15 protein-coding genes are annotated in these 18,673 nt (G+C 53.1%); 5 read left to right on the plus strand and 10 right to left on the minus strand.

Annotated features, from left to right (window positions below):
* The first annotated feature begins 30 nt into the window (after window positions 1-30).
* Window positions 31-834, plus strand: a complete 804-nt coding sequence (locus tag NXT09_RS10850) for an ABC transporter substrate-binding protein (RefSeq protein WP_268579690.1) — start codon at window positions 31-33, stop codon at window positions 832-834.
* Window positions 835-883: 49 nt separating this feature from the next.
* On the opposite strand, the gene NXT09_RS10855 is transcribed toward NXT09_RS10850, so the two are convergent.
* Window positions 884-2,476 (minus strand): ABC-F family ATPase, encoded by a 1,593-nt coding sequence (locus tag NXT09_RS10855; protein ID WP_268579691.1) that lies wholly within the window; start codon window positions 2,474-2,476, stop codon window positions 884-886.
* Between the two features lie 117 nt (window positions 2,477-2,593).
* Here NXT09_RS10855 and NXT09_RS10860 point away from each other — a divergent pair, with 117 nt between their 5' ends.
* The 4 genes from NXT09_RS10860 to treC all read left to right on the plus strand — a co-directional run bounded on the left by NXT09_RS10860 (window position 2,594) and on the right by treC (window position 7,817).
* Window positions 2,594-3,490, plus strand: coding sequence for a PhzF family phenazine biosynthesis protein (locus NXT09_RS10860; RefSeq protein ID WP_268579692.1), 897 nt, complete (start codon window positions 2,594-2,596; stop codon window positions 3,488-3,490).
* Between the two features lie 13 nt (window positions 3,491-3,503).
* Window positions 3,504-4,064, plus strand: a complete 561-nt coding sequence (locus tag NXT09_RS10865) for a GNAT family N-acetyltransferase (RefSeq protein ID WP_268579693.1) — start codon at window positions 3,504-3,506, stop codon at window positions 4,062-4,064.
* Window positions 4,065-4,636: 572 nt separating this feature from the next.
* Complete coding sequence (treB, locus tag NXT09_RS10870) at window positions 4,637-6,055, plus strand: PTS trehalose transporter subunit IIBC (protein ID WP_268579694.1); 1,419 nt, start codon at window positions 4,637-4,639, stop codon at window positions 6,053-6,055.
* A 70-nt stretch (window positions 6,056-6,125) separates the two neighbouring features.
* The gene (gene treC, locus NXT09_RS10875) at window positions 6,126-7,817 is read left to right on the plus strand and encodes an alpha,alpha-phosphotrehalase (RefSeq protein WP_268579695.1); all 1,692 of its coding nucleotides are present in this window, start codon (window positions 6,126-6,128) and stop codon (window positions 7,815-7,817) included.
* 79 nt (window positions 7,818-7,896) lie between these two features.
* Here treC and elaB read toward each other — a convergent pair whose 3' ends face one another.
* From elaB to nuoG, 9 genes are all read right to left on the minus strand, one after another.
* A complete protein-coding gene (elaB, locus tag NXT09_RS10880; protein ID WP_205549868.1) occupies window positions 7,897-8,208 on the minus strand; it encodes a stress response protein ElaB in 312 nt (103 codons plus the stop codon).
* Between the two features lie 260 nt (window positions 8,209-8,468).
* Complete coding sequence (nuoN, locus tag NXT09_RS10885; RefSeq protein ID WP_205549870.1) at window positions 8,469-9,926, minus strand: NADH-quinone oxidoreductase subunit NuoN; 1,458 nt, start codon at window positions 9,924-9,926, stop codon at window positions 8,469-8,471.
* 6 nt (window positions 9,927-9,932) lie between these two features.
* Window positions 9,933-11,468: an NADH-quinone oxidoreductase subunit M gene (gene nuoM / locus NXT09_RS10890; protein WP_110162204.1), complete on the minus strand. Its 1,536-nt coding sequence runs from the start codon at window positions 11,466-11,468 to the stop codon at window positions 9,933-9,935.
* Window positions 11,469-11,568: 100 nt separating this feature from the next.
* Window positions 11,569-13,416 carry an NADH-quinone oxidoreductase subunit L gene (gene nuoL / locus NXT09_RS10895; protein ID WP_014916025.1) on the minus strand — a complete coding sequence of 616 codons (1,848 nt, stop codon included), beginning with the start codon at window positions 13,414-13,416 and terminating at the stop codon, window positions 11,569-11,571.
* Window positions 13,413-13,715, minus strand: coding sequence for an NADH-quinone oxidoreductase subunit NuoK (nuoK, locus tag NXT09_RS10900; protein ID WP_005969835.1), 303 nt, complete (start codon window positions 13,713-13,715; stop codon window positions 13,413-13,415). The genes nuoL and nuoK overlap by 4 nt, the downstream gene beginning before the upstream one ends.
* On the minus strand, window positions 13,712-14,272 hold the full coding sequence (nuoJ, locus tag NXT09_RS10905; RefSeq protein ID WP_193400283.1) for an NADH-quinone oxidoreductase subunit J: 561 nt from the start codon (window positions 14,270-14,272) through the stop codon (window positions 13,712-13,714). Before nuoJ ends, nuoK begins: the two co-directional genes overlap by 4 nt.
* A gap of 9 nt (window positions 14,273-14,281) precedes the next feature.
* Window positions 14,282-14,824: an NADH-quinone oxidoreductase subunit NuoI gene (nuoI, locus tag NXT09_RS10910; RefSeq protein WP_010278884.1), complete on the minus strand. Its 543-nt coding sequence runs from the start codon at window positions 14,822-14,824 to the stop codon at window positions 14,282-14,284.
* Window positions 14,825-14,841: 17 nt separating this feature from the next.
* A complete protein-coding gene (gene nuoH / locus NXT09_RS10915; protein WP_010278889.1) occupies window positions 14,842-15,816 on the minus strand; it encodes an NADH-quinone oxidoreductase subunit NuoH in 975 nt (324 codons plus the stop codon).
* Complete coding sequence (nuoG, locus tag NXT09_RS10920; protein ID WP_268579696.1) at window positions 15,813-18,539, minus strand: NADH-quinone oxidoreductase subunit NuoG; 2,727 nt, start codon at window positions 18,537-18,539, stop codon at window positions 15,813-15,815. Before nuoG ends, nuoH begins: the two co-directional genes overlap by 4 nt.
* Between the last annotated feature and the right edge of the window lie 134 nt (window positions 18,540-18,673).

The following is an 18,673-nucleotide window of genomic DNA, read 5'->3' on the forward strand; positions in this document are numbered from 1 at the left end:
ATCATGATGATGAAGGCGATAATTGCGTTAATGCTCTTCGGGCTGTCTTCCTTCACCTGCGCGGCCGAGCCGCGCGTGGTGATTGCTGGGGGCTCGCTGGTGGAAATCGTTTATGCGCTCGGCGCTGGCGATACAGTGGTCGGCGTGGATCAGACCACCACCTATCCGCCACAAACGGCAACACTGCCAAAGGTCAGCAACTGGCAACAGTTGACGAGCGAAGGCATTTTGTCACTGCACCCAACGCTGTTGATGACCTGGCAAGATGCCAACCCGCCGCAGGTGCTCAATCAGCTTGAGCAGGCTGGCGTAACGGTAGCGCGTTTTACCCGCACGCCCAGCACGCCAGCGCAGTTGCTTAGCAATATTCGTCAGGCTGGTACGTTGCTCAATCGCACGGAGGCTGCTGAGCAGTTGGCAACCCGTCTCTCTCAGCAGTTGAGTTCGGTATCAGAGCGGCTGGCTACGCGGAAAGATCGCGTCAGCGTCGTGTTTCTGCTGAGTGTTGGCAGCAGTGCGGCACAAGTCGCGGGGAAAAATACCGTAGTGGATAGCCTGATCGCGCTGGCAGGCGGAAAGAATATTGCCACGCATAGCCAGTATCGTATTTACGGCGGTGAGGCGATGATTGCGGCGAATCCTGAGGTGGTTGTGGTGACAACGCAAAGTGTGGAAAACGGCGTGGAGGCGCTGGCGGCAGTACCCGGCTTAACGCAAACCGCAGCCTGGAAAAACCAGCGTATCATCGCGCTCGATCAGGCGATTTTACTGGGAATGGGGCCGCGCGTCGCCGAAGCGGTGGAAGCGCTGAACCGTGGCTTTTATCCTGACTAATACATCCCCAAAATAATACGGCCTCAATAATGAGGCCGTATTACAACGCTTACTGAATACCCTGACTGCGCAGGTAATCTTCATAGTTGCCAGTGAAATCGATCACTTTATTTGGCGTAATTTCCAGAATACGGGTCGCCAATGAGCTGACAAATTCACGGTCATGAGAGACGAACAGCAGTGTCCCTTCATACATTTCCAGCGCCATATTCAGCGATTCAATGGATTCCATATCAAGGTGGTTAGTCGGTTCATCCATCACCAGAATATTCGGACGCTGCATCATCAGTTTACCGAACAGCATGCGGCCTTTTTCACCACCGGATAATACCTTCACTTTCTTCTTGATATCATCCTGGCTGAACAGCAAACGACCGAGTATGCTGCGTACGGCTTGCTCGTCGTCTTTTTCCTGTTTCCACTGGCTCATCCAGTCAAAAACGGTCAGCGTCTCATCGAATTCGTATTCGTGATCCTGTGCGTAGTAGCCAATTTTTGAGTTTTCAGACCATTTCACCGTACCGCTATACGGCTCGAGATCACCGACCAGCGTTTTCAGCAATGTCGATTTACCGATACCGTTGGCACCCAGAATAGCGACTTTTTCACCCACTTCGACCATCAGACCCAGCTTGCTAAACAGCGGGCCATTATCAAAACCTTTGCTCAACGCTTCAACTTCCAGCGCATTACGGAACAGTTTCTTATCCTGATCAAAACGGATAAACGGGTTTTGACGGCTGGACGCTTTCACTTCATCCAGTTGGATTTTATCGATCTGGCGTGCGCGCGATGTCGCCTGTTTGGATTTAGAAGCGTTGGCGCTAAAGCGGCTGACGAACGATTGCAGTTCGGAAATCTGCGCTTTTTTCTTGGCGTTATCGGCCAGTAGGCGCTCACGAGCCTGCGTCGCGGCCGTCATATATTCATCATAGTTGCCGGGATAAATCCGTAGCTCGCCGTAGTCCAGATCCGCCATGTGCGTACAAACCATGTTCAGGAAGTGACGGTCATGCGAGATGATGATCATGGTGCTGTTACGTTCGTTCAGCACCTGCTCCAACCAACGGATCGTATCGATATCCAGGTTGTTCGTCGGTTCATCGAGCAGCAGGATATCGGGATCGGCAAACAGCGCCTGCGCCAACAGAACACGCAGTTTCCAACCGGGAGCAATCTCACTCATCAAGCCATAGTGCTGCTCAACAGGAATTCCCACGCCCAGCAACAGTTCGCCCGCACGTGACTCTGCGCTGTAGCCATCCATCTCACCGTATTGCACTTCCAGATCGGCAACTTTATAGCCGTCGGCTTCGCTCATTTCAGCCAATGAATAGATACGGTCGCGCTCTTCTTTTACCGCCCACAGCTCGCCGTGGCCCATGATAACGGTATCCAGCACGCTGTATTTTTCAAAAGCGAACTGATCCTGACGCAGTTTACCCAGACGTTCATTAGGATCGAGGAAGACGTTACCGCCGCTCGGCACCAGATCGCCGCCGAGAATCTTCATGAATGTAGATTTGCCGCAGCCATTTGCGCCAATCAAACCGTAACGGTTGCCGCCGCCAAATTTAACGGAAATGTTTTCAAACAACGGCTTGCTGCCGAACTGCATGGTGATATTGTTGGTACTTAACACAGCACTTATACTCGAGTCGGAATGTGATTTGGCGCGCATTATGCCACAAGCGCGCGATAGGATCGCGGTTAGTTTTGAGTAATATTTAAGCGATAGCGCATACAGGAGAGAAATGCGATGCCTATAGTACGTCGTTTCAAACAGGTCGACGTTTTTACCCAGCAGTCTTTCAAGGGCAATCCGCTTGCCGTCATTATGGAGGCGAAGGGATTAACCGATGCGCAAATGCAGGAGATCGCTCGCTGGACAAACCTGTCAGAAACCACGTTTGTCCTGCCAGCCACCGATCCTTTAGCGGATTATCATGTTCGTATTTTTACGCCAGAATCGGAAATGCCCTTTGCCGGACACCCTACGCTAGGCACCGCACATGCCCTGCTGGAAGAAGGATTGCGCCCTAAATCTCCGGGCCAGTTGGTGCAACAATGCGGCATTGGTCTCGTGCCGATCAACATCGGTGATGATGAGAGCCTCGCTTTTCACGCGCCGCAGGCCACCCTCGTTCCGTTTGGCGATGAGCACACACTACTGCTGGAAAAAACGCTGGGCATTACCGGCTTTGATAGTCCCTGTATCGATAAACGCTACCCGCCCACTGCCGTACAGATGGGCATTCGTTGGCTTGTGATTCGCGTAGACAGCGCCGACACCTGCCTGAACATCACACCGGATGCAGAAGCACTCTCAGCCGTGCAAAATCTCAGCCAGACCAACGGCATTGCTGTCTATGGCCCGCACGATGGCGCAACGCCTGCCGACTATGAGATTCGTGCGTTCTACATCGAACGCGGTCATCTCAAGGAAGATCCGGTTACCGGCAGCGCCAATGCCTGCCTGGCGGTACTGCTTCGTCAGCAACATTCTATCAATAACGTCACCGCGCCACTCAGCTACCGTGCGCGACAGGGCACCATGCTGCAACGTGATGGCCGTATTACCGTGACTTACCTGAACGATGAACCGTGGATCGGCGGGCACAGCGTCACGATAGTTGACGGTACGTTGCAGCGGTAAAGGGAGCGATGTTATGGGAGCGCCATTTGTCGATACGTCATTTGGAGACAAATTGCATGAATTGCGTCACGATCCCCATCTGCGCCTAACGATCCAGGAAGAGAGCGACGCCAAGGCGCTCTTTACTCTGATTCAGCAGGAAAAAGCGCGCCTGCGGCGTACTTTACCCTGGCCGGATTCCGTCAAGAGCGTCGATGACACGCGTGAAACCATTCGTGCCAACCGAAAGGCGTTCTTCGACAAAACGGCCGCCGTGTACGTTATTCGCTGGGACGATGCGCTGGCTGGCATCGTCTCCTTCAACACGATTCAGGATAAAGAAGGCGTCATCGGTTATTGGATCGCCGAAGCCTTTGAAGGCAAAGGCATCGTTTCTCTGGCTGTCAGCACACTGATAGCCGCCTATACCGATGCGAACCTCGTTGAGCGCTGCGTCATCAGAGCCTCAACCGCCAACACGCGTAGCAACGCTGTCGCTAAACGGCTTGGTTTCCGCTTTCACCACACGGAGAAAGACGCCGAGCAGATTGGCGAGCTATGGTTCGATCACAATATTTATCATTATCCCGCCTGATATTACCTCGCATGCTTTCCATCACCTGATGCGCTGACCTTCCGGCTGCGTATCAGGTTCTTTCGCTCCACGACGTGTTTCATTTATCGTGTCGTTATACTTTTGTGATGAACATCACAAAAATGTTGAAATCCGATCTCATCTTCGCTACCATTAAAAACGTGATGAACATCACACTTAACTAACCCGTTAGAGGAGTCTGATAATGAAAACGTTTCGTAAAATCAGCAAATTCTTTAAAAGAATGGGAGATGTTTATGTCAGTTACTGTGAACGTATTGGGTCAATCATCAGCCCGTTCTGATTGTGATATAAACAATCTCTAAAGCCGCCTCCTACAGGCGGCTTTTGTTTTTTCAGCCTCTCTCACTCTGTTCATCCCCCTTTCCTTTTTGTCTACCCACACGTCGCAGATTTGTGCAGCACACCGCATGCCTGAACATTCTCTTTTAAAAACAGCTCAATGCGTTTTCCTTTCACAGCAACATCACCGTTAACAGACTATGCTTTTCTCTAGCTGTACTTGCTTCGCGTCCCCGACGTCTGCGCTAAAAGATAAAAAGGACATGACTATGAGTAAAGTTAAACAACAGGATATTGACCGTCTGATCGAACTGGTCGGCGGACGTGAGAATATCGCTGCGGTCACACACTGCATCACTCGTCTCCGCTTCGTCTTGCACGACTCGTCCAAAGCCCATCCCAAGAACATCGAAGAGCTGCGAATTGTTAAAGGGTGCTTTACCAACGCCGGACAATTTCAGGTCGTGATCGGCACCAACGTAGATGAGTATTACAAGGCGCTGCTCGCTACCACGGGTAAAGGTGAGATTAATAAGGAAGAAGCCAAAGTCGCCGCTCGCCAGAACATGAGCTGGTTTGAACGCAGTATTTCACATTTTGCCGAGATCTTTTTTCCGCTGCTTCCCGCGCTCATTAGCGGGGGCTTGATCCTCGGAGCACGTAACGTCATTGGTGATATCCCGATGCGCGACGGGCAAACGCTGGTACAGCTCTACCCAACCTGGCAAACCATCTACGATTTCCTCTGGCTGTTGGGTGAAGCCATCTTCTTCTATCTCCCCGTTGCGGTCTGCTGGTCAACCGTACGCAAAATGGGCGGCACGCCCATCCTCGGCATCGTGCTGGGCATCACGCTAGTATCACCGCAGCTAATGAACGCCTACCTCATCGGCCAACAAACACCTGAAGTGTGGAATTTCGGCTGGTTCACGATTGAGAAGATCGGCTATCAGGCGCAGGTCATTCCGTCCGTCTTAGCCGGGATGGCGCTGGCGATAATCGAGACACGGCTGAAAAGAATCGTGCCGGATTACCTCTACTTGGTGGTCGTGCCCGTAACCTCGCTCATTCTGGCCGTGTTCCTGGCACATACCTTAATTGGTCCGTTTGGTCGTATGATTGGTGACGGTGTCGCCTGGGCCGTTAAAGCCGTAATGACGGGCAGCTTCGCCCCTGTTGGCGCAGCGCTGTTTGGGTTCCTGTATGCGCCGCTGGTCATCACCGGCGTGCACCAAACGACGTTAGCGATTGATATGCAGATGATTCAAAGTATGGGCGGCACACCAGTTTGGCCGCTTATCGCGCTGTCCAACATTGCACAGGCGGCTGCCGTCGTCGGGGTGATTCTCGTCAGCCGGAAAGCCAACGAACGCGAAATTTCTGTTCCCGCGGCGATTTCCGCTTTTCTTGGCGTGACCGAACCGGCGATGTACGGTATCAACCTGAAATACCGTTTTCCGATGCTGTGCGCCATGATCGGCTCCGCCGCCGCCGCACTCATTTGCGGCCTGTACGGCGTAACGGCGAATGGCATCGGCGTAGGTGGATTGCCGGGCATCCTCTCCATCAAGCCACAGTTTTGGGGAATCTTCGCTATCGCCACGCTGGTTGCCACCGTCATTCCAATTGTGCTGACGTCACTGGTCTATAAACGTAAAAGTCACAATGGCACAATCGACCCTGCATAGCAGTGGCATATAATTATTGTCTCAACTCAGGCCGTGTTAACACGGCCCACTGTAATAAAGGAGCGACCTCATGACTACCTCGCTTCCCTGGTGGCAAAACGGCGTGATTTATCAAATCTATCCGAAGAGCTTTCAGGACAGTACCGGAAATGGCATTGGCGACATCGCTGGCGTCACCGCCCGACTCGATTACCTGCAACAGCTGGGTGTCGATGCGATCTGGCTGACGCCGGTTTACCTTTCTCCTCAGGTTGATAACGGCTATGACGTCGCCGACTACTGCGCCATCGATCCAACCTATGGCACGATGGCCGATATGGAAACGTTGATCGCGGAAGCGCATCAGCGCCGTATCCGTGTCGTCATGGATATGGTGTTCAACCACACCTCGACGCAGCATCACTGGTTCCTGAATGCCCAGGATCGCCGCAGCCCGTACCGTCATTTTTATATCTGGCGTGATGGTAATGACGGTGCTCTGCCCAATAACTGGCGTTCAAAATTTGGTGGGCCAGCCTGGCAGTGGCACGCGGAAAGCAAACAGTATTATCTGCACCTTTTTGCTACCGAACAGGCCGATCTGAATTGGGAACACCCACGCGTACGGGATGAATTAAAACAGGTTTGTGAATTTTGGGCGGATAAAGGTGTCGACGGGCTGCGACTGGACGTCATCAATCTGGTCTCCAAGCAGCAGGACTTCCCCTCTGATGCTCAGGGCGATGGACGTCGTTTCTATACCGATGGCCCCCTGATTCATGATTACTTGCAGGAATTCAGTCAGGACGTTTTTCAGCCCCGTGGCTTGATGACCGTCGGTGAGATGTCATCGACCTCGTTGGAGCATTGCCGCCGCTACGCCGCGCTGGACGGCAGCGAACTCTCAATGACCTTCAATTTCCATCATCTGAAAGTCGATTATCCCAATGGGGAAAAATGGACGCTGGCGGAACCTGACTTCATCCAGCTCAAGCAGATTTTTAATCACTGGCAACAGGGAATGCACAACCACGCCTGGAATGCGCTGTTCTGGTGTAATCACGATCAGCCGCGCATCGTGTCGCGTTTTGGGGATGAGGGTGAATTCCGTGTGCAATCCGCCAAAATGCTGGCGATGGTGCTTCACGGTATGCAGGGCACGCCCTATATCTATCAGGGCGAGGAACTGGGTATGACCAATCCCGGCTATACACAGATTGAACAATACCGCGATATTGAAAGCCTGAATCAATTTGCTGAACAGCGCGATCGCGGCCAGCCAGATGCACAAACCTTAGCAATCCTCGCCAGCAAGTCGCGCGATAACGGCCGTACGCCGATGCAATGGGATACCAGCCAGCATGCTGGATTTACGAGTGGTACACCGTGGATAGCACCATGCCAGAATTTCACCCACATCAACGCGGGGCAGGCGCTGGCGGATAAAGAGTCCGTCTTTTACACCTACCAGCAGCTTATCGCTATGCGTAAAGCGCTTCCATTGCTGACGCACGGAGACTATCAAGATCTGTTGCCAAACCATCCTACTGTCTGGTGCTATCAGCGTATCTGGGAAGGACAGCGGCTTCTGGTTCTGGCAAACCTCGGTAGGCAGCCCCTGCTCTGGCAGCCACCCATTGATACTCATGACCGCCGCTGGCGACTGCTACTCAGTAATTACCCTGACGCACAGCCTCAGCCCGCAATACTGGAGCTACGCCCATTTGAAGCCATCTATTGGGTACAAGGCATGCCTGAGAAAGAGGATAAGATTCAGGACTAGAGGATATCGAGAGATGTAGCGGGCAACCCCGCTACATTATTCCCAGAAACTAAATTCTCAGAAACGAAATTGGCAGAAACTAGCGCTTAGCTAGCAGTAATCCTAACACCAGCCCCACGGTGGTGCCGATACCGATACCGTGCCAGGGTTTGTCATGCACATAGACATCAGCTTTGTCGGCCACTTGCTTGGCGCGTGCATAATAGCTGTCAGTGACGCCAATACGGGCTTTGACTTCCAGCAGCGCTTTTTCCGCGCCCTTCTTCAGATCAAGGTAGGCTTGGTCTGCCTGATCGCCCGTATAGCGCAATACCTCATCCAGCGTTTCAGACAAAAGTTTTAAATCATCATCAACTCGAATATCTTCAGGCTGTTTTTTTGTCGCTGCCATAAAGTGCTTCCTTCTGTTATGAAAAGTCATTAGTTATAAGTCGTTGCCTTCTTAACTATAGACAATATTGTGCCGTTCCTACGGCTTTAACAGACCAGATCATTCCTAAAACGTATTTTTCTTCCATAAAAAACGCAGGGAGCGTTTTTCAATGTCGCTTGCGACGGCTCGAAGGGTGGCGAGCAGGAAGCTCGCCATAAAAAAACGCCGTTGATTCTCATCAACGGCGCTTCATGACTCAAGCAGACTCTCGTCAGCGGTTACATCATTGGCTGCGCCAATTGCACTAGAGAGATAAGCGGCTGCGGATACAAACCAAAGAACAGTACTGCGATGGAGGAGATCAGTACGACCACACCACCAGCGGTTAAAGCCCAGTTGTTTGGCGTATCACGCTGCAACACCTGCGGCGCATTCAGGAACAAACTGACCATCACACGCAGATAGTAGTACAGGCCAATGGCGCTACCCAGCACGACCGCACCAGTCAGCCACCACAGTTCAGCGTTAACACCGACAGCCAGCACGTAGAATTTACCGAAGAAGCCCAGCGTCATCGGGATACCTGCCAGTGACAGCATCATCACCGTCATCACCGCAGACAGGATCGGTTTATGCCAGAACAAACCACGGTAAGAGAACAGTGAATCGGCATCCGGGCCACTATACGGGCTGGACATCAGGCTAACCACACCGAACGCGCCCAGGCTGCTGAACAGGTAACCCACCAGATAAACACCGACGGTTTCCAGCGCCAGTTGATGGCTCTGAACCGCGATCAGGGCAACCAGCAAATAGCCCAAATGCGCGATGGAAGAGTAGCCGAGCAGACGCTTGATATTGGTTTGCGATACCGCCATCACGTTACCGAACAGGATCGACGCGAATGCGATGACACCCAGCACGATTCTGACAGACTCGCTGTCAGCCATCGGCGCATACAGGAACAAACGCATGACCGCACCGAAAACGGCAATTTTACCCGCCGTCGCCAGAAACGTAGACACTGGCGCTGGTGCGCCCTGGTACACATCAGGCGTCCACAGCTGGAACGGAACCAGAGACAGTTTGAAGCCCAGACCGACAATCATCATCCCCAAGCCTGCCAGCAACAGCGGCTCATGGATTTGGTGATCGCTCAGGCTCTTACCGAGGCTGGCAAAGCTCATATCGCCTGATTCAGCATAAATCAGCGCCATACCAAACAGCAGGAAGGAAGACGCGGCTGCCGACAGCAGCATGTATTTAATACTGGCTTCCAGCGAACGTTTCAGGCGGAAGGCATAGCCGACCAGACCAAACAGCGGGAGAGAAAGCAGTTCAATCCCGATGAACAACGAGGCCAGATGGTTCGCGCTCGCCAGCAGGATCCCACCTAACGCTGCAATCAGAACCAGCAGGTAGAACTCATCACGGTTGTCTGGGTAGCCTTGCAGCCACGGATAGGCAAACGTGCTGGTTGCCAGACTGGCAAGCAGCACCAGTCCGGTATAGAACATCGAGAAGCCATCAACACGCAGCAGCGGCGTCACGTCCGTTGGGCCAACCTGACCGACAAAGTACAGTGACAGTAACGCAATATTCAGGCCGATAACCGTCATGGTTGCGTTGACAAAATGGTTGCGTCGCCACGCAATGCACAGCATCACAACCACTACCGTCAATCCGACGATCAACAGCGGCGATAGCGCAATTAGTTGTTGAAGAGTTATTGTCATGGCGAATTACGGCCTTGTTGTTGAAATAATTGAATCTGGAGCAGACGACATAAACCACTGCTGGATATTTGACATCGCGGCACTGGAGGTATCCAGAATCGGTTGCGGGTAAACCCCTAACAACACCAGTAATACCACCAACAGCATCACGATAGACAATTCGCGGAGCGACATACTCTTCAATGGCTCATCAGATTTAGGCGCGCCGTAGTAAGCACGCTGCATCATGATCAATGAGTAGACTGACGCGAATACCAGACCGAAGGTTGAGATCACCGTAATTACCGGCACAACCTGATAGCTGCCGAACAGAATCATGAATTCGCCGACAAAGTTACCCGTGCCCGGCATACCCAAGGTTGCCACCGCAAAGAACAGAGACAGCGCAGGCAGGAACTTCAGACGCGACCACAGGCCACCCATTTCACGCATGTCACGGGTATGCAGACGTTCGTACAGTTGACCACACAGAATGAACAGACCAGCAGCGGACAAACCGTGCGCAATCATCTGAATCACCGCGCCCTGATAAGCCAGTTGATTACCGGAATAGATGGCAATCATCACGAAGCCCATGTGGGACACAGAGGTATAAGCAATCAGACGCTTGATATCCGTCTGTTTAAACGCCAACCAGGCACCGTAGAAGATACCGATCACACCCAGCCACATGGCAATCGGTGCAAAGGCATGGGAAGCGTTCGGGAACAGCGGCAGGCTGAAACGCAGCAGACCATAGGCCGCCGTTTTCAACAGGATCCCTGCAAGGTCAACAGAACCCGCAGTTGGTGCCTGACTGTGTGCATCTGGCAGCCAACCGTGCAACGGTACGACAGGCATTTTTACAGCAAACGCGATGAAGAAGCCCAACATCAGCAGATATTCAACACCGTATGACATCGGCGTCTTCAGCAGGTCTTCATAGTTGAACGTCCATACGCCGGTGGCATTGTGGTGCACAAAGACCAGCGCCAGAATCGCGATCAACATGATCAGGCCGCTTGACTGGGTATAGATGAAGAACTTGGTTGCCGCCGTAATCCTGGTTTTACCGTCGGAGCCTTTATGCCCCCACAGTGCAATCAGGAAGTACATCGGTACCAACATCATTTCCCAGAAGAAGAAGAACAGGAACATGTCGATGGCAAGGAACACACCGATAACGCCGCCCAGAATCCACAGCAGGTTCAGGTGGAAGAACCCCTGATAGCGCTGAATTTCATTCCAGGAACAGAGGATTGCCAACACGCCCAGCAAACCCGTCAGCACCACCATCAGCAGCGACAGGCCGTCCAGCGCAAGATGGATGCCGATGCCGAAGCGTGGGATCCATGGCACATAAAACTCAGATTGCCATTGTGGCACGCCTGTCGGCGCCGTCAGAGAGTAACCGCCTTGCAACCACAGTTGCAGAGACAGTGCGAGTGTCAGCCCCATTGCAATCAACGCTATCCAGCGCGGTACTTTCGTACCAAAACGCTCTAACTGCCAGCACAGCAGACCGCCGATAAAGGGGAGAAGAATTAGCCAAGGTAGTAGCATGGCGTTTTGTGTCCCTAAATTAAAGAAATCTGAAAACTTGCCGTGGCGGGCATCCCTATCTGCGGAATGCCCTACCTTTTATACGTTACCGGATACTGCCTTAGACCAGCAGTAACAAGGCCAGCACCAGTACGGCACCAAAGCCCATAGAAGCAACGTACCAGCGCAACTGACCATTCGCACTGAGCGCCAGCCCACGGTTACCCCAACGGGTAATCGTAGCCGGAAGCGTCATCAATGCATTTAACGGATCACGCTGCAACAGCTTCGCGATAGCCAGATACGGTTTAACAAAGACATGGTCGTACAACCAGTCGAAGCCCCACGCGTGGAACCACCAGGTCGAGAAGAAACGACCCGGAGCACTTTTCGCGATGCTGCTCACCGCCTGACGTTTACCCAGCCACAGCACAGCAGCAAGCAGAATACCGGCAATCGCCACCACGCCAGAGGTAATTTCCAGCGTCATCAACTGGCCATGTTCAAGCTCTGTCGTCGCCGGCAATACACCGTGCAACGGCGGAACAATCATCGCACCAATAAAGGTGGACAGAATCATCAGCACAACCAGCGGTAAGTGGTGAGAAATGCCTTTTCCTGCATGCGCTTTGGTTTTCTCTTCACCGTGGAACACGATGAAAATCATACGGAACGTATACAGCGAGGTCATGAAGGCACCAGCCAATCCAGCCACCATCAGATTGACGTGACCATTTGCCCATGCGCCAGCCAGAATCTCGTCTTTACTGAAGAAGCCTGCGGTAACCAGCGGCAGTGCAGCCAGCGCCGCGCCCCCGACCAGGAAGCAAACATAAACCAGCGGAATCGTTTTACGCAGGCCGCCCATCTTGAAGATGTTCTGCTCATGGTGGCAGGCCAGAATCACCGAACCAGAAGAGAGGAACAGCAGCGCTTTAAAGAACGCGTGCGTCATCAGGTGGAAAATCGCGGCATCCCATGCCTGAACGCCCAGCGCCAGGAACATGTAACCAATCTGGCTCATGGTCGAGTAAGCCAAGACGCGCTTGATGTCGGTTTGAACCAGAGCGGCAAAACCCGCCAGCACCAGCGTTACTGCACCCACAATCCCGACCAGATGCAGCACATCCGGCGCCATCAGGAACAGGCCGTTTGTACGCGCAATCAGGTAAACGCCCGCGGTAACCATCGTTGCGGCGTGGATCAGTGCAGATACCGGAGTTGGACCGGCCATCGCATCCGCCAGCCAGGTTTGCAGCGGCAGCTGTGCCGATTTACCGACCGCACCACCCAGCAACATCAGCGTAGCCCAGGTGATTTCCGGTGAACCTTCAGCCAGTTTCTGCGGTGCCAATACCATCAGCTCGCGGAAGTTAAGCGTACCCAGTTCTTTGTAAAGGATGAACAGGGCAAAGGCGAGGAAGACGTCACCTACACGCGTAACGATGAAAGCTTTCATCGCCGCCGCGCCGTTCTTCGGATTGGTGTAGTAGAAACCGATCAGCAGGTAACTGCACAGCCCCACCCCTTCCCAACCGAGGTACATCAACAACAGGTTATCCGCCAGTACCAGAATGACCATACTCGCGATGAACAGGTTGGTGTAGGCGAAGAAGCGGGAATATCCCTCTTCCCCACGCATGTACCAGGAAGCAAACAGGTGGATAAAGAAACCAACGCCCGTTACAACGGACAGCATTGTCACCGAAAGGCCATCGAGCGTCAGCGTTACGCTGATGTCGAAGTTGCCAACGGCCATCCATGTCCACAGATGCTGATTAAAGAAGGTCACGCCGCCGTGCTGTTGGCCCATGAAATCGACCACAACCCAAGCGGTAACCAACGCTGCCAGACCAATCGAGCCAACACCGACAGTCGCGGACGTATTTTCCGACCAGCGACCGCGGGAAAATGCCAGCAACAGAAAGCCGAGCAGCGGGAAGAGTATTGTTAAATAGAGTAAGTTCATCCGCGCATCTCACTGACTGTATCAATATTCAGGGTCTGACGACGACGATACATTTGTAGCAACAGAGCCAGACCAATACTGGCCTCAGCCGCTGCCAGCGTAATCGCCAGAATGTACATCACCTGACCATCCGGCTGCTGCCAGTAGCTACCTGCGACGACAAAAGCCAGCGCGGCAGCATTGATCATAATTTCGAGACTGATCAACATAAACAGCAGGTTACGGCGAATCAACAGACCAGTCAGTCCCAGAACAAACAGGATAGCGGCTAAAATTAACCCATGTTGTAACGGAATCATGCGCGTTCCCCCGTTATTTTCTTCTCAACGTCCTGGTTCGCGCCTTCTTTACTGACAACGTCACCACGTTTATCTTCACGACCAATGTGGAAAGCGACAACCAATCCCGCCAGCAGCAGCATTGATGCCAATTCAACGGCCAGAACATAAGGACCAAACAGGCTGATACCCACGGCTTTCGCCTCAACTGGCGTACCCGTGATGCCCTGCTCTTTCAGGCTAAGGATGGCATTAACGACAATCACCAGTAACGCCAGTGAAAGGATGCCCGGACCGATCCAGACGCTGGGTTTCAGCCAATTCCGCTCTTGTTCTTCTACGGAATTACCGAGGTTGAGCATCATGACCACGAACACAAACAGCACCATGATGGCACCCGCATACACGATGATGCTCAGCGCGCCGGCAAAATTAGCCCCCAGCGAGAAAAATACGCCCGCAATCGCCATGAGCGAGGTGACCATATACAACAATGCATGCACAGGATTGGTATGCGTAATGACGCGCAATGTCGCCAGTATCGCAATCAAGCCTGTGGTATAAAAAGCGAATTCCATGCTAGCTCCTTAGGGCAACAGGCCTTTGACATCAATGGGTTTGGCTTCGTTTTCAGCTTCGCCTTTGTCTTTCCCATCGATTGCCATACCAGCCATCCGGTAGAAATTGTATTCCGGATATTTACCCGGCCCCGATATCAGCAAATCTTCTTTCTCGTACACCAGATCCTGACGTTTGTAGTCGCCCATCTCGAAATCCGGCGTCAGCTGGATAGCGGTTGTCGGGCACGCTTCTTCGCAGAAGCCACAGAAAATGCAGCGTGAGAAGTTGACGCGGAAGAACTCTGGATACCAGCGACCATCTTTGGTTTCCGCTTTCTGCAATGAGATACAGCCGACCGGACAGGCCACCGCACACAGGTTGCAGGCAACGCAACGCTCTTCACCATCAGGATCGCGCGTCAGCACGATACGACCACGGTAGCGCGGCGGTGGATTCACAGGCTCTTCTGGATACATTCTGGTTTCGCGCTTCTTAAAAGCATTCGATCCCACCATACAGATACTGCGTATCTGGGTGCCGAAACCAACCACTAACTCTTTCAATGTCATGGTTTATTCACCCCTTCTTAAGCGTTGTACAAAATGACGGCCGCTGTCGCCAGCAGATTCAAAAGCGTTATCGGCAGACAGACTTTCCAACCGAAAGACATCACCTGGTCATAACGCGGACGGGGTAACGAAGCACGAATCAGGATGAACATCATCATGAAAAAGCCTGTTTTCAGCGCAAACCAGACAAACGGAGGCAGAATTGGACCATGCCAGCCACCGAAGAATAAGGTCACCATCAGCGCGGAAACGGTCACGATCCCGATATATTCCCCGACAAAGAACAGACCGAATTTCATACCGGAGTATTCAATGTGGTAACCATCGGCCAGTTCCTGTTCAGCTTCAGGCTGGTCAAACGGGTGACGGTGACACACCGCCACGCCTGCGATGGCAAACGTAATAAAGCCGAAGAACTGCGGGATCACGTTCCACAGGTGTTCCTGAGAATCGACGATGTCGCGCATGTTGAACGAGCCCGCTTGCGCGACAACCCCCATCAACGACAGGCCGATGAACACTTCGTAGCTTACGGTCTGAGCAGAAGCACGTACCGCACCCAGCAGCGAGTATTTGTTGTTACTCGCCCAGCCGGCAAACAGCACCGCGTAAACGGCCAAACCCGCCATCATCAGGAAGAACAGGATCCCGATGTTCAGATCGGCGACACCCCAGGTTGGCGTGATCGGCACAATCGCAAAGGCAATCAGCATTGACGTAAACGCGATCATCGGTGCCAGCGTGAAGATCACCTTATCGGTGAAGTTCGGCACCCAGTCTTCTTTGAAGAACATTTTGATCATGTCAGCGACGAGCTGCAATGAACCGCCCCAACCTACTCGGTTCGGTCCATAACGTCCCTGGAAGAGGCCGAGCAGTCGACGTTCACCCATACTCATGAATGCGCCACAGGTCACCACAACCAGCAGAATCACGATCGCTTTTCCGACGGAGATCAGAATCTCGATTAATTCCGGCGTTAACCAACTCATTGTGCGGCCTCCCGCAGATTTTCAACGGTTGCACCCGCCAGCACCGGTGCAATACCCGGTAAGCCCAGCGGTAAACCAACCTGTCCCTGACTCAATGCCGCACTTAAGCGCAGTGGCAGACGTAGCGTTTGTCCTGCACAGGTCAACTCCAGCAACGCACCGGCGTTCACCCCTAGCGTTGCCGCATCAGCCGGGTTCACCATCACGTAAGGCTCTGGCATACGCTGCTGAATCACGTCAGAACGCTGTGACATTTCATCACTACCAAACAGGTGATAATACGGCGCAACGCGCCATTGACCCGCTTGTGGGACGAAAGCCGCAGGAATGTTATCGAAATACGCCAGCGAACCTTCTCCGGCTTCGATCATACGCACACCCGGATCGCCATGACGCAAATGTCCGCCCACTTCGTCCTGGAATTTGTTCCAGGCTTGCGGTGAGTTCCAGCCTGGTGCCCAGGCAAACGGGATCTGCTGACGATTAGCTGTCGGGCTGTTGTTCCCTTCCATTGAGAAGGCAAACATGGTGTCTTTATCGACGGGTTGACGCGGTTCATGCACGCTGATATTGGCACGCATCGCTGTACGGCCGCTGGAGCGAATCGGTGAACGCGACAGTTTCTGACCACGAATACGGAACGAGGCATCAGGCGCGGCATCTTTAATCGCAGCCAACTGCGGCAATTCAGCAACACACGCATCAATCACGTTATCCAGCTGCGTCCAGTCAACCTGACGGCTGTTATAGGTGATATACAGCGAGTGCAGCCAGCGCCAGCTTTCCAGCATCACAATCTTGTCGTTGTAGTACGTTGGGTCATAAACCTGGAAGAAACGCTGAGCGCGGCCTTCCTGATTCACCAACGTACCGTCGCTTTCAGCAAAGCTGGCGGCAGACAGAATGATGCTGGCCTTATCCATGATGCGAGTACGCTGATGGTCAACCACAATCAGGTTCTCAGCTTTTTCCAGCGCCGCGTCAACGCGAGCGATTGGAGCATGACGGTAGAGATCGTTCTCCAGAACCACCACGCTGTCAGCGTCACCGTTTTCCAACTGCGCCAGCGCGTCATCCAGCGAACCACCACCCATGATTGACAACCCAATGCTGTTAGCAGCAGGAGCAACAAAGGTAATGCCGACGTCAGAGCCGCGATTTTTCAGCGCCTTGGCAACGTTTGCCGCCGCAGAGATCACTTCCTCGCTACCTGAATTGGTGCCGGAAATGATGAGTGGCTTTTTCGCACCGGCCAACGCCTGTACGATGATATCGACTTTCTGGTCGAGACCCGCCGCTAGATCGGTAACTGCCGGAGCACTGCTATCCAGACCATGTGCAACAGCGAAGCCAAGACGAGCCTGATCGGCAACCGGCGCACGGTAGTTCCATGCAGCGATGTCGTCCAGACGAGTGTTGTCGACGTTGGTGACAAACAGCGGGTGCTTGGCATGCTGACCAATGTTCATGATCGCCGCGATCTGCCAGTCAGCCACTTTCTGCGCGGCTGCCATTTCGCGAGCTTTACCTTTAACCGCCTGACGAACGGCCAGTGCGATACGCGCTCCCGTCTGCGTCAAGTCTTCACCCAGAATCAGAACCGCATCGTAGCCTTCGATCTCACGCAGCGCTGGTGTTCTCACACCGCTTTCACGTAGCACTTTCAGGATCAGTTGCAGACGATTTTGTTCTTCCTGCGCGATACCGGTGTAGAAGTTCTCGGCACCCACCAGCTCACGCAACGCGAAGTTGCTTTCAATGCTGGCGCGCGGTGAACCGATACCGATCGTTTTCTTCGCCTGACGCAACACATCCGCCGCACCTTGCAATGCCTGATCGGCATTCAGCGCGATCCAGTCATCACCACGACGTTGCAGCGGCTGGTTCGGACGGTCTTTCTGGTTGACATAGCCGTAACCAAAACGGCCGCGGTCACACAGGAAATAGTGGTTTACGCTACCGTTGAAACGGTTTTCGATACGGCGTAGTTCGCCATAGCGTTCACCGGGGCTGGTATTACAGCCGATGCTGCACTGTTGGCAGACGCTCGGTGCAAACTGCATATCCCATTTACGGTTATAGCGCTCAGAGTGCGTTTTATCGGTGAATACACCGGTAGGACACACTTCAACCAGGTTACCGGAGAACTCGCTTTCCAGCGTGCCATCTTCCGGGCGACCGAAGTAGACGTTGTCGTGTGCGCCGTAAACGCCGAGATCTTTGCCATCCGCGTAATCTTTGTAGTAACGCACGCAGCGATAGCATGCGATACAGCGGTTCATCTCATGAGAAATGAACGGCCCGAGATCCTGATTGCGGTGGGTACGTTTGGTGAAGCGATAGCGACGGAAGTTCTGCCCCGTCATTACCGTCATATCCTGCAAATGACAGTTACCGCCTTCCTCACACACCGGACAATCGTGCGGGTGGTTGGTCATCAGAAACTCAACTATCGTCTTACGGAATAGCTTCGCTTCTTCATCTTCAATCGCGATGAACGTTCCTTCGGTTGCCGGTGTCATACAAGACATCACCAGACGACCGCGGGTGTCTTCCGCGTTTTGGTACTGTTTTACCGCACAGAGGCGGCAGGATCCGACGCTCCCGAGCGCGGGGTGCCAGCAAAAGTAAGGAATATCAAGTCCCAGAGTCAGGCAAGCTTCCAGAAGGTTGTCTGCTCCGTTTACTTCATACTCTTTGCCGTCTACATGAATAGTAGCCATAGTCAGCATGCTTCCATAATGGCCCGTGTTACCACGAGCGCTAATCAAAAATTCTGTATACCCTCACTTTCAAATCGCAAATGCGTTGACTACCTGCGCCTTGAAATCTATTGGGTTTATGAGGGTGGCTTATT

The sequence above is a fragment of the Pectobacterium jejuense genome, assembly GCF_026800125.1.
Taxonomy (GTDB): domain Bacteria; phylum Pseudomonadota; class Gammaproteobacteria; order Enterobacterales; family Enterobacteriaceae; genus Pectobacterium; species Pectobacterium jejuense.

Excerpts from the sequence above, each read along its gene's own strand:
- NXT09_RS10865 (WP_268579693.1), top strand. The coding sequence starts at position 3,504 with ATGGGAGCGCCATTTGTCGATACGTCATTTGGAGACAAATTGCATGAA.
- nuoI (WP_010278884.1), bottom strand. The coding sequence starts at position 14,824 with ATGACATTGAAAGAGTTAGTGGTTGGTTTCGGCACCCAGATACGCAGT.
- treB (WP_268579694.1), top strand. The coding sequence starts at position 4,637 with ATGAGTAAAGTTAAACAACAGGATATTGACCGTCTGATCGAACTGGTC.
- treC (WP_268579695.1), top strand. The coding sequence starts at position 6,126 with ATGACTACCTCGCTTCCCTGGTGGCAAAACGGCGTGATTTATCAAATC.
- elaB (WP_205549868.1), bottom strand. The coding sequence starts at position 8,208 with ATGGCAGCGACAAAAAAACAGCCTGAAGATATTCGAGTTGATGATGAT.
- NXT09_RS10860 (WP_268579692.1), top strand. The coding sequence starts at position 2,594 with ATGCCTATAGTACGTCGTTTCAAACAGGTCGACGTTTTTACCCAGCAG.
- nuoG (WP_268579696.1), bottom strand. The coding sequence starts at position 18,539 with ATGGCTACTATTCATGTAGACGGCAAAGAGTATGAAGTAAACGGAGCA.
- nuoL (WP_014916025.1), bottom strand. The coding sequence starts at position 13,416 with ATGAACTTACTCTATTTAACAATACTCTTCCCGCTGCTCGGCTTTCTG.
- nuoH (WP_010278889.1), bottom strand. The coding sequence starts at position 15,816 with ATGAGTTGGTTAACGCCGGAATTAATCGAGATTCTGATCTCCGTCGGA.
- nuoK (WP_005969835.1), bottom strand. The coding sequence starts at position 13,715 with ATGATTCCGTTACAACATGGGTTAATTTTAGCCGCTATCCTGTTTGTT.
- nuoJ (WP_193400283.1), bottom strand. The coding sequence starts at position 14,272 with ATGGAATTCGCTTTTTATACCACAGGCTTGATTGCGATACTGGCGACA.
- nuoN (WP_205549870.1), bottom strand. The coding sequence starts at position 9,926 with ATGACAATAACTCTTCAACAACTAATTGCGCTATCGCCGCTGTTGATC.
- nuoM (WP_110162204.1), bottom strand. The coding sequence starts at position 11,468 with ATGCTACTACCTTGGCTAATTCTTCTCCCCTTTATCGGCGGTCTGCTG.
- NXT09_RS10850 (WP_268579690.1), top strand. The coding sequence starts at position 31 with ATGCTCTTCGGGCTGTCTTCCTTCACCTGCGCGGCCGAGCCGCGCGTG.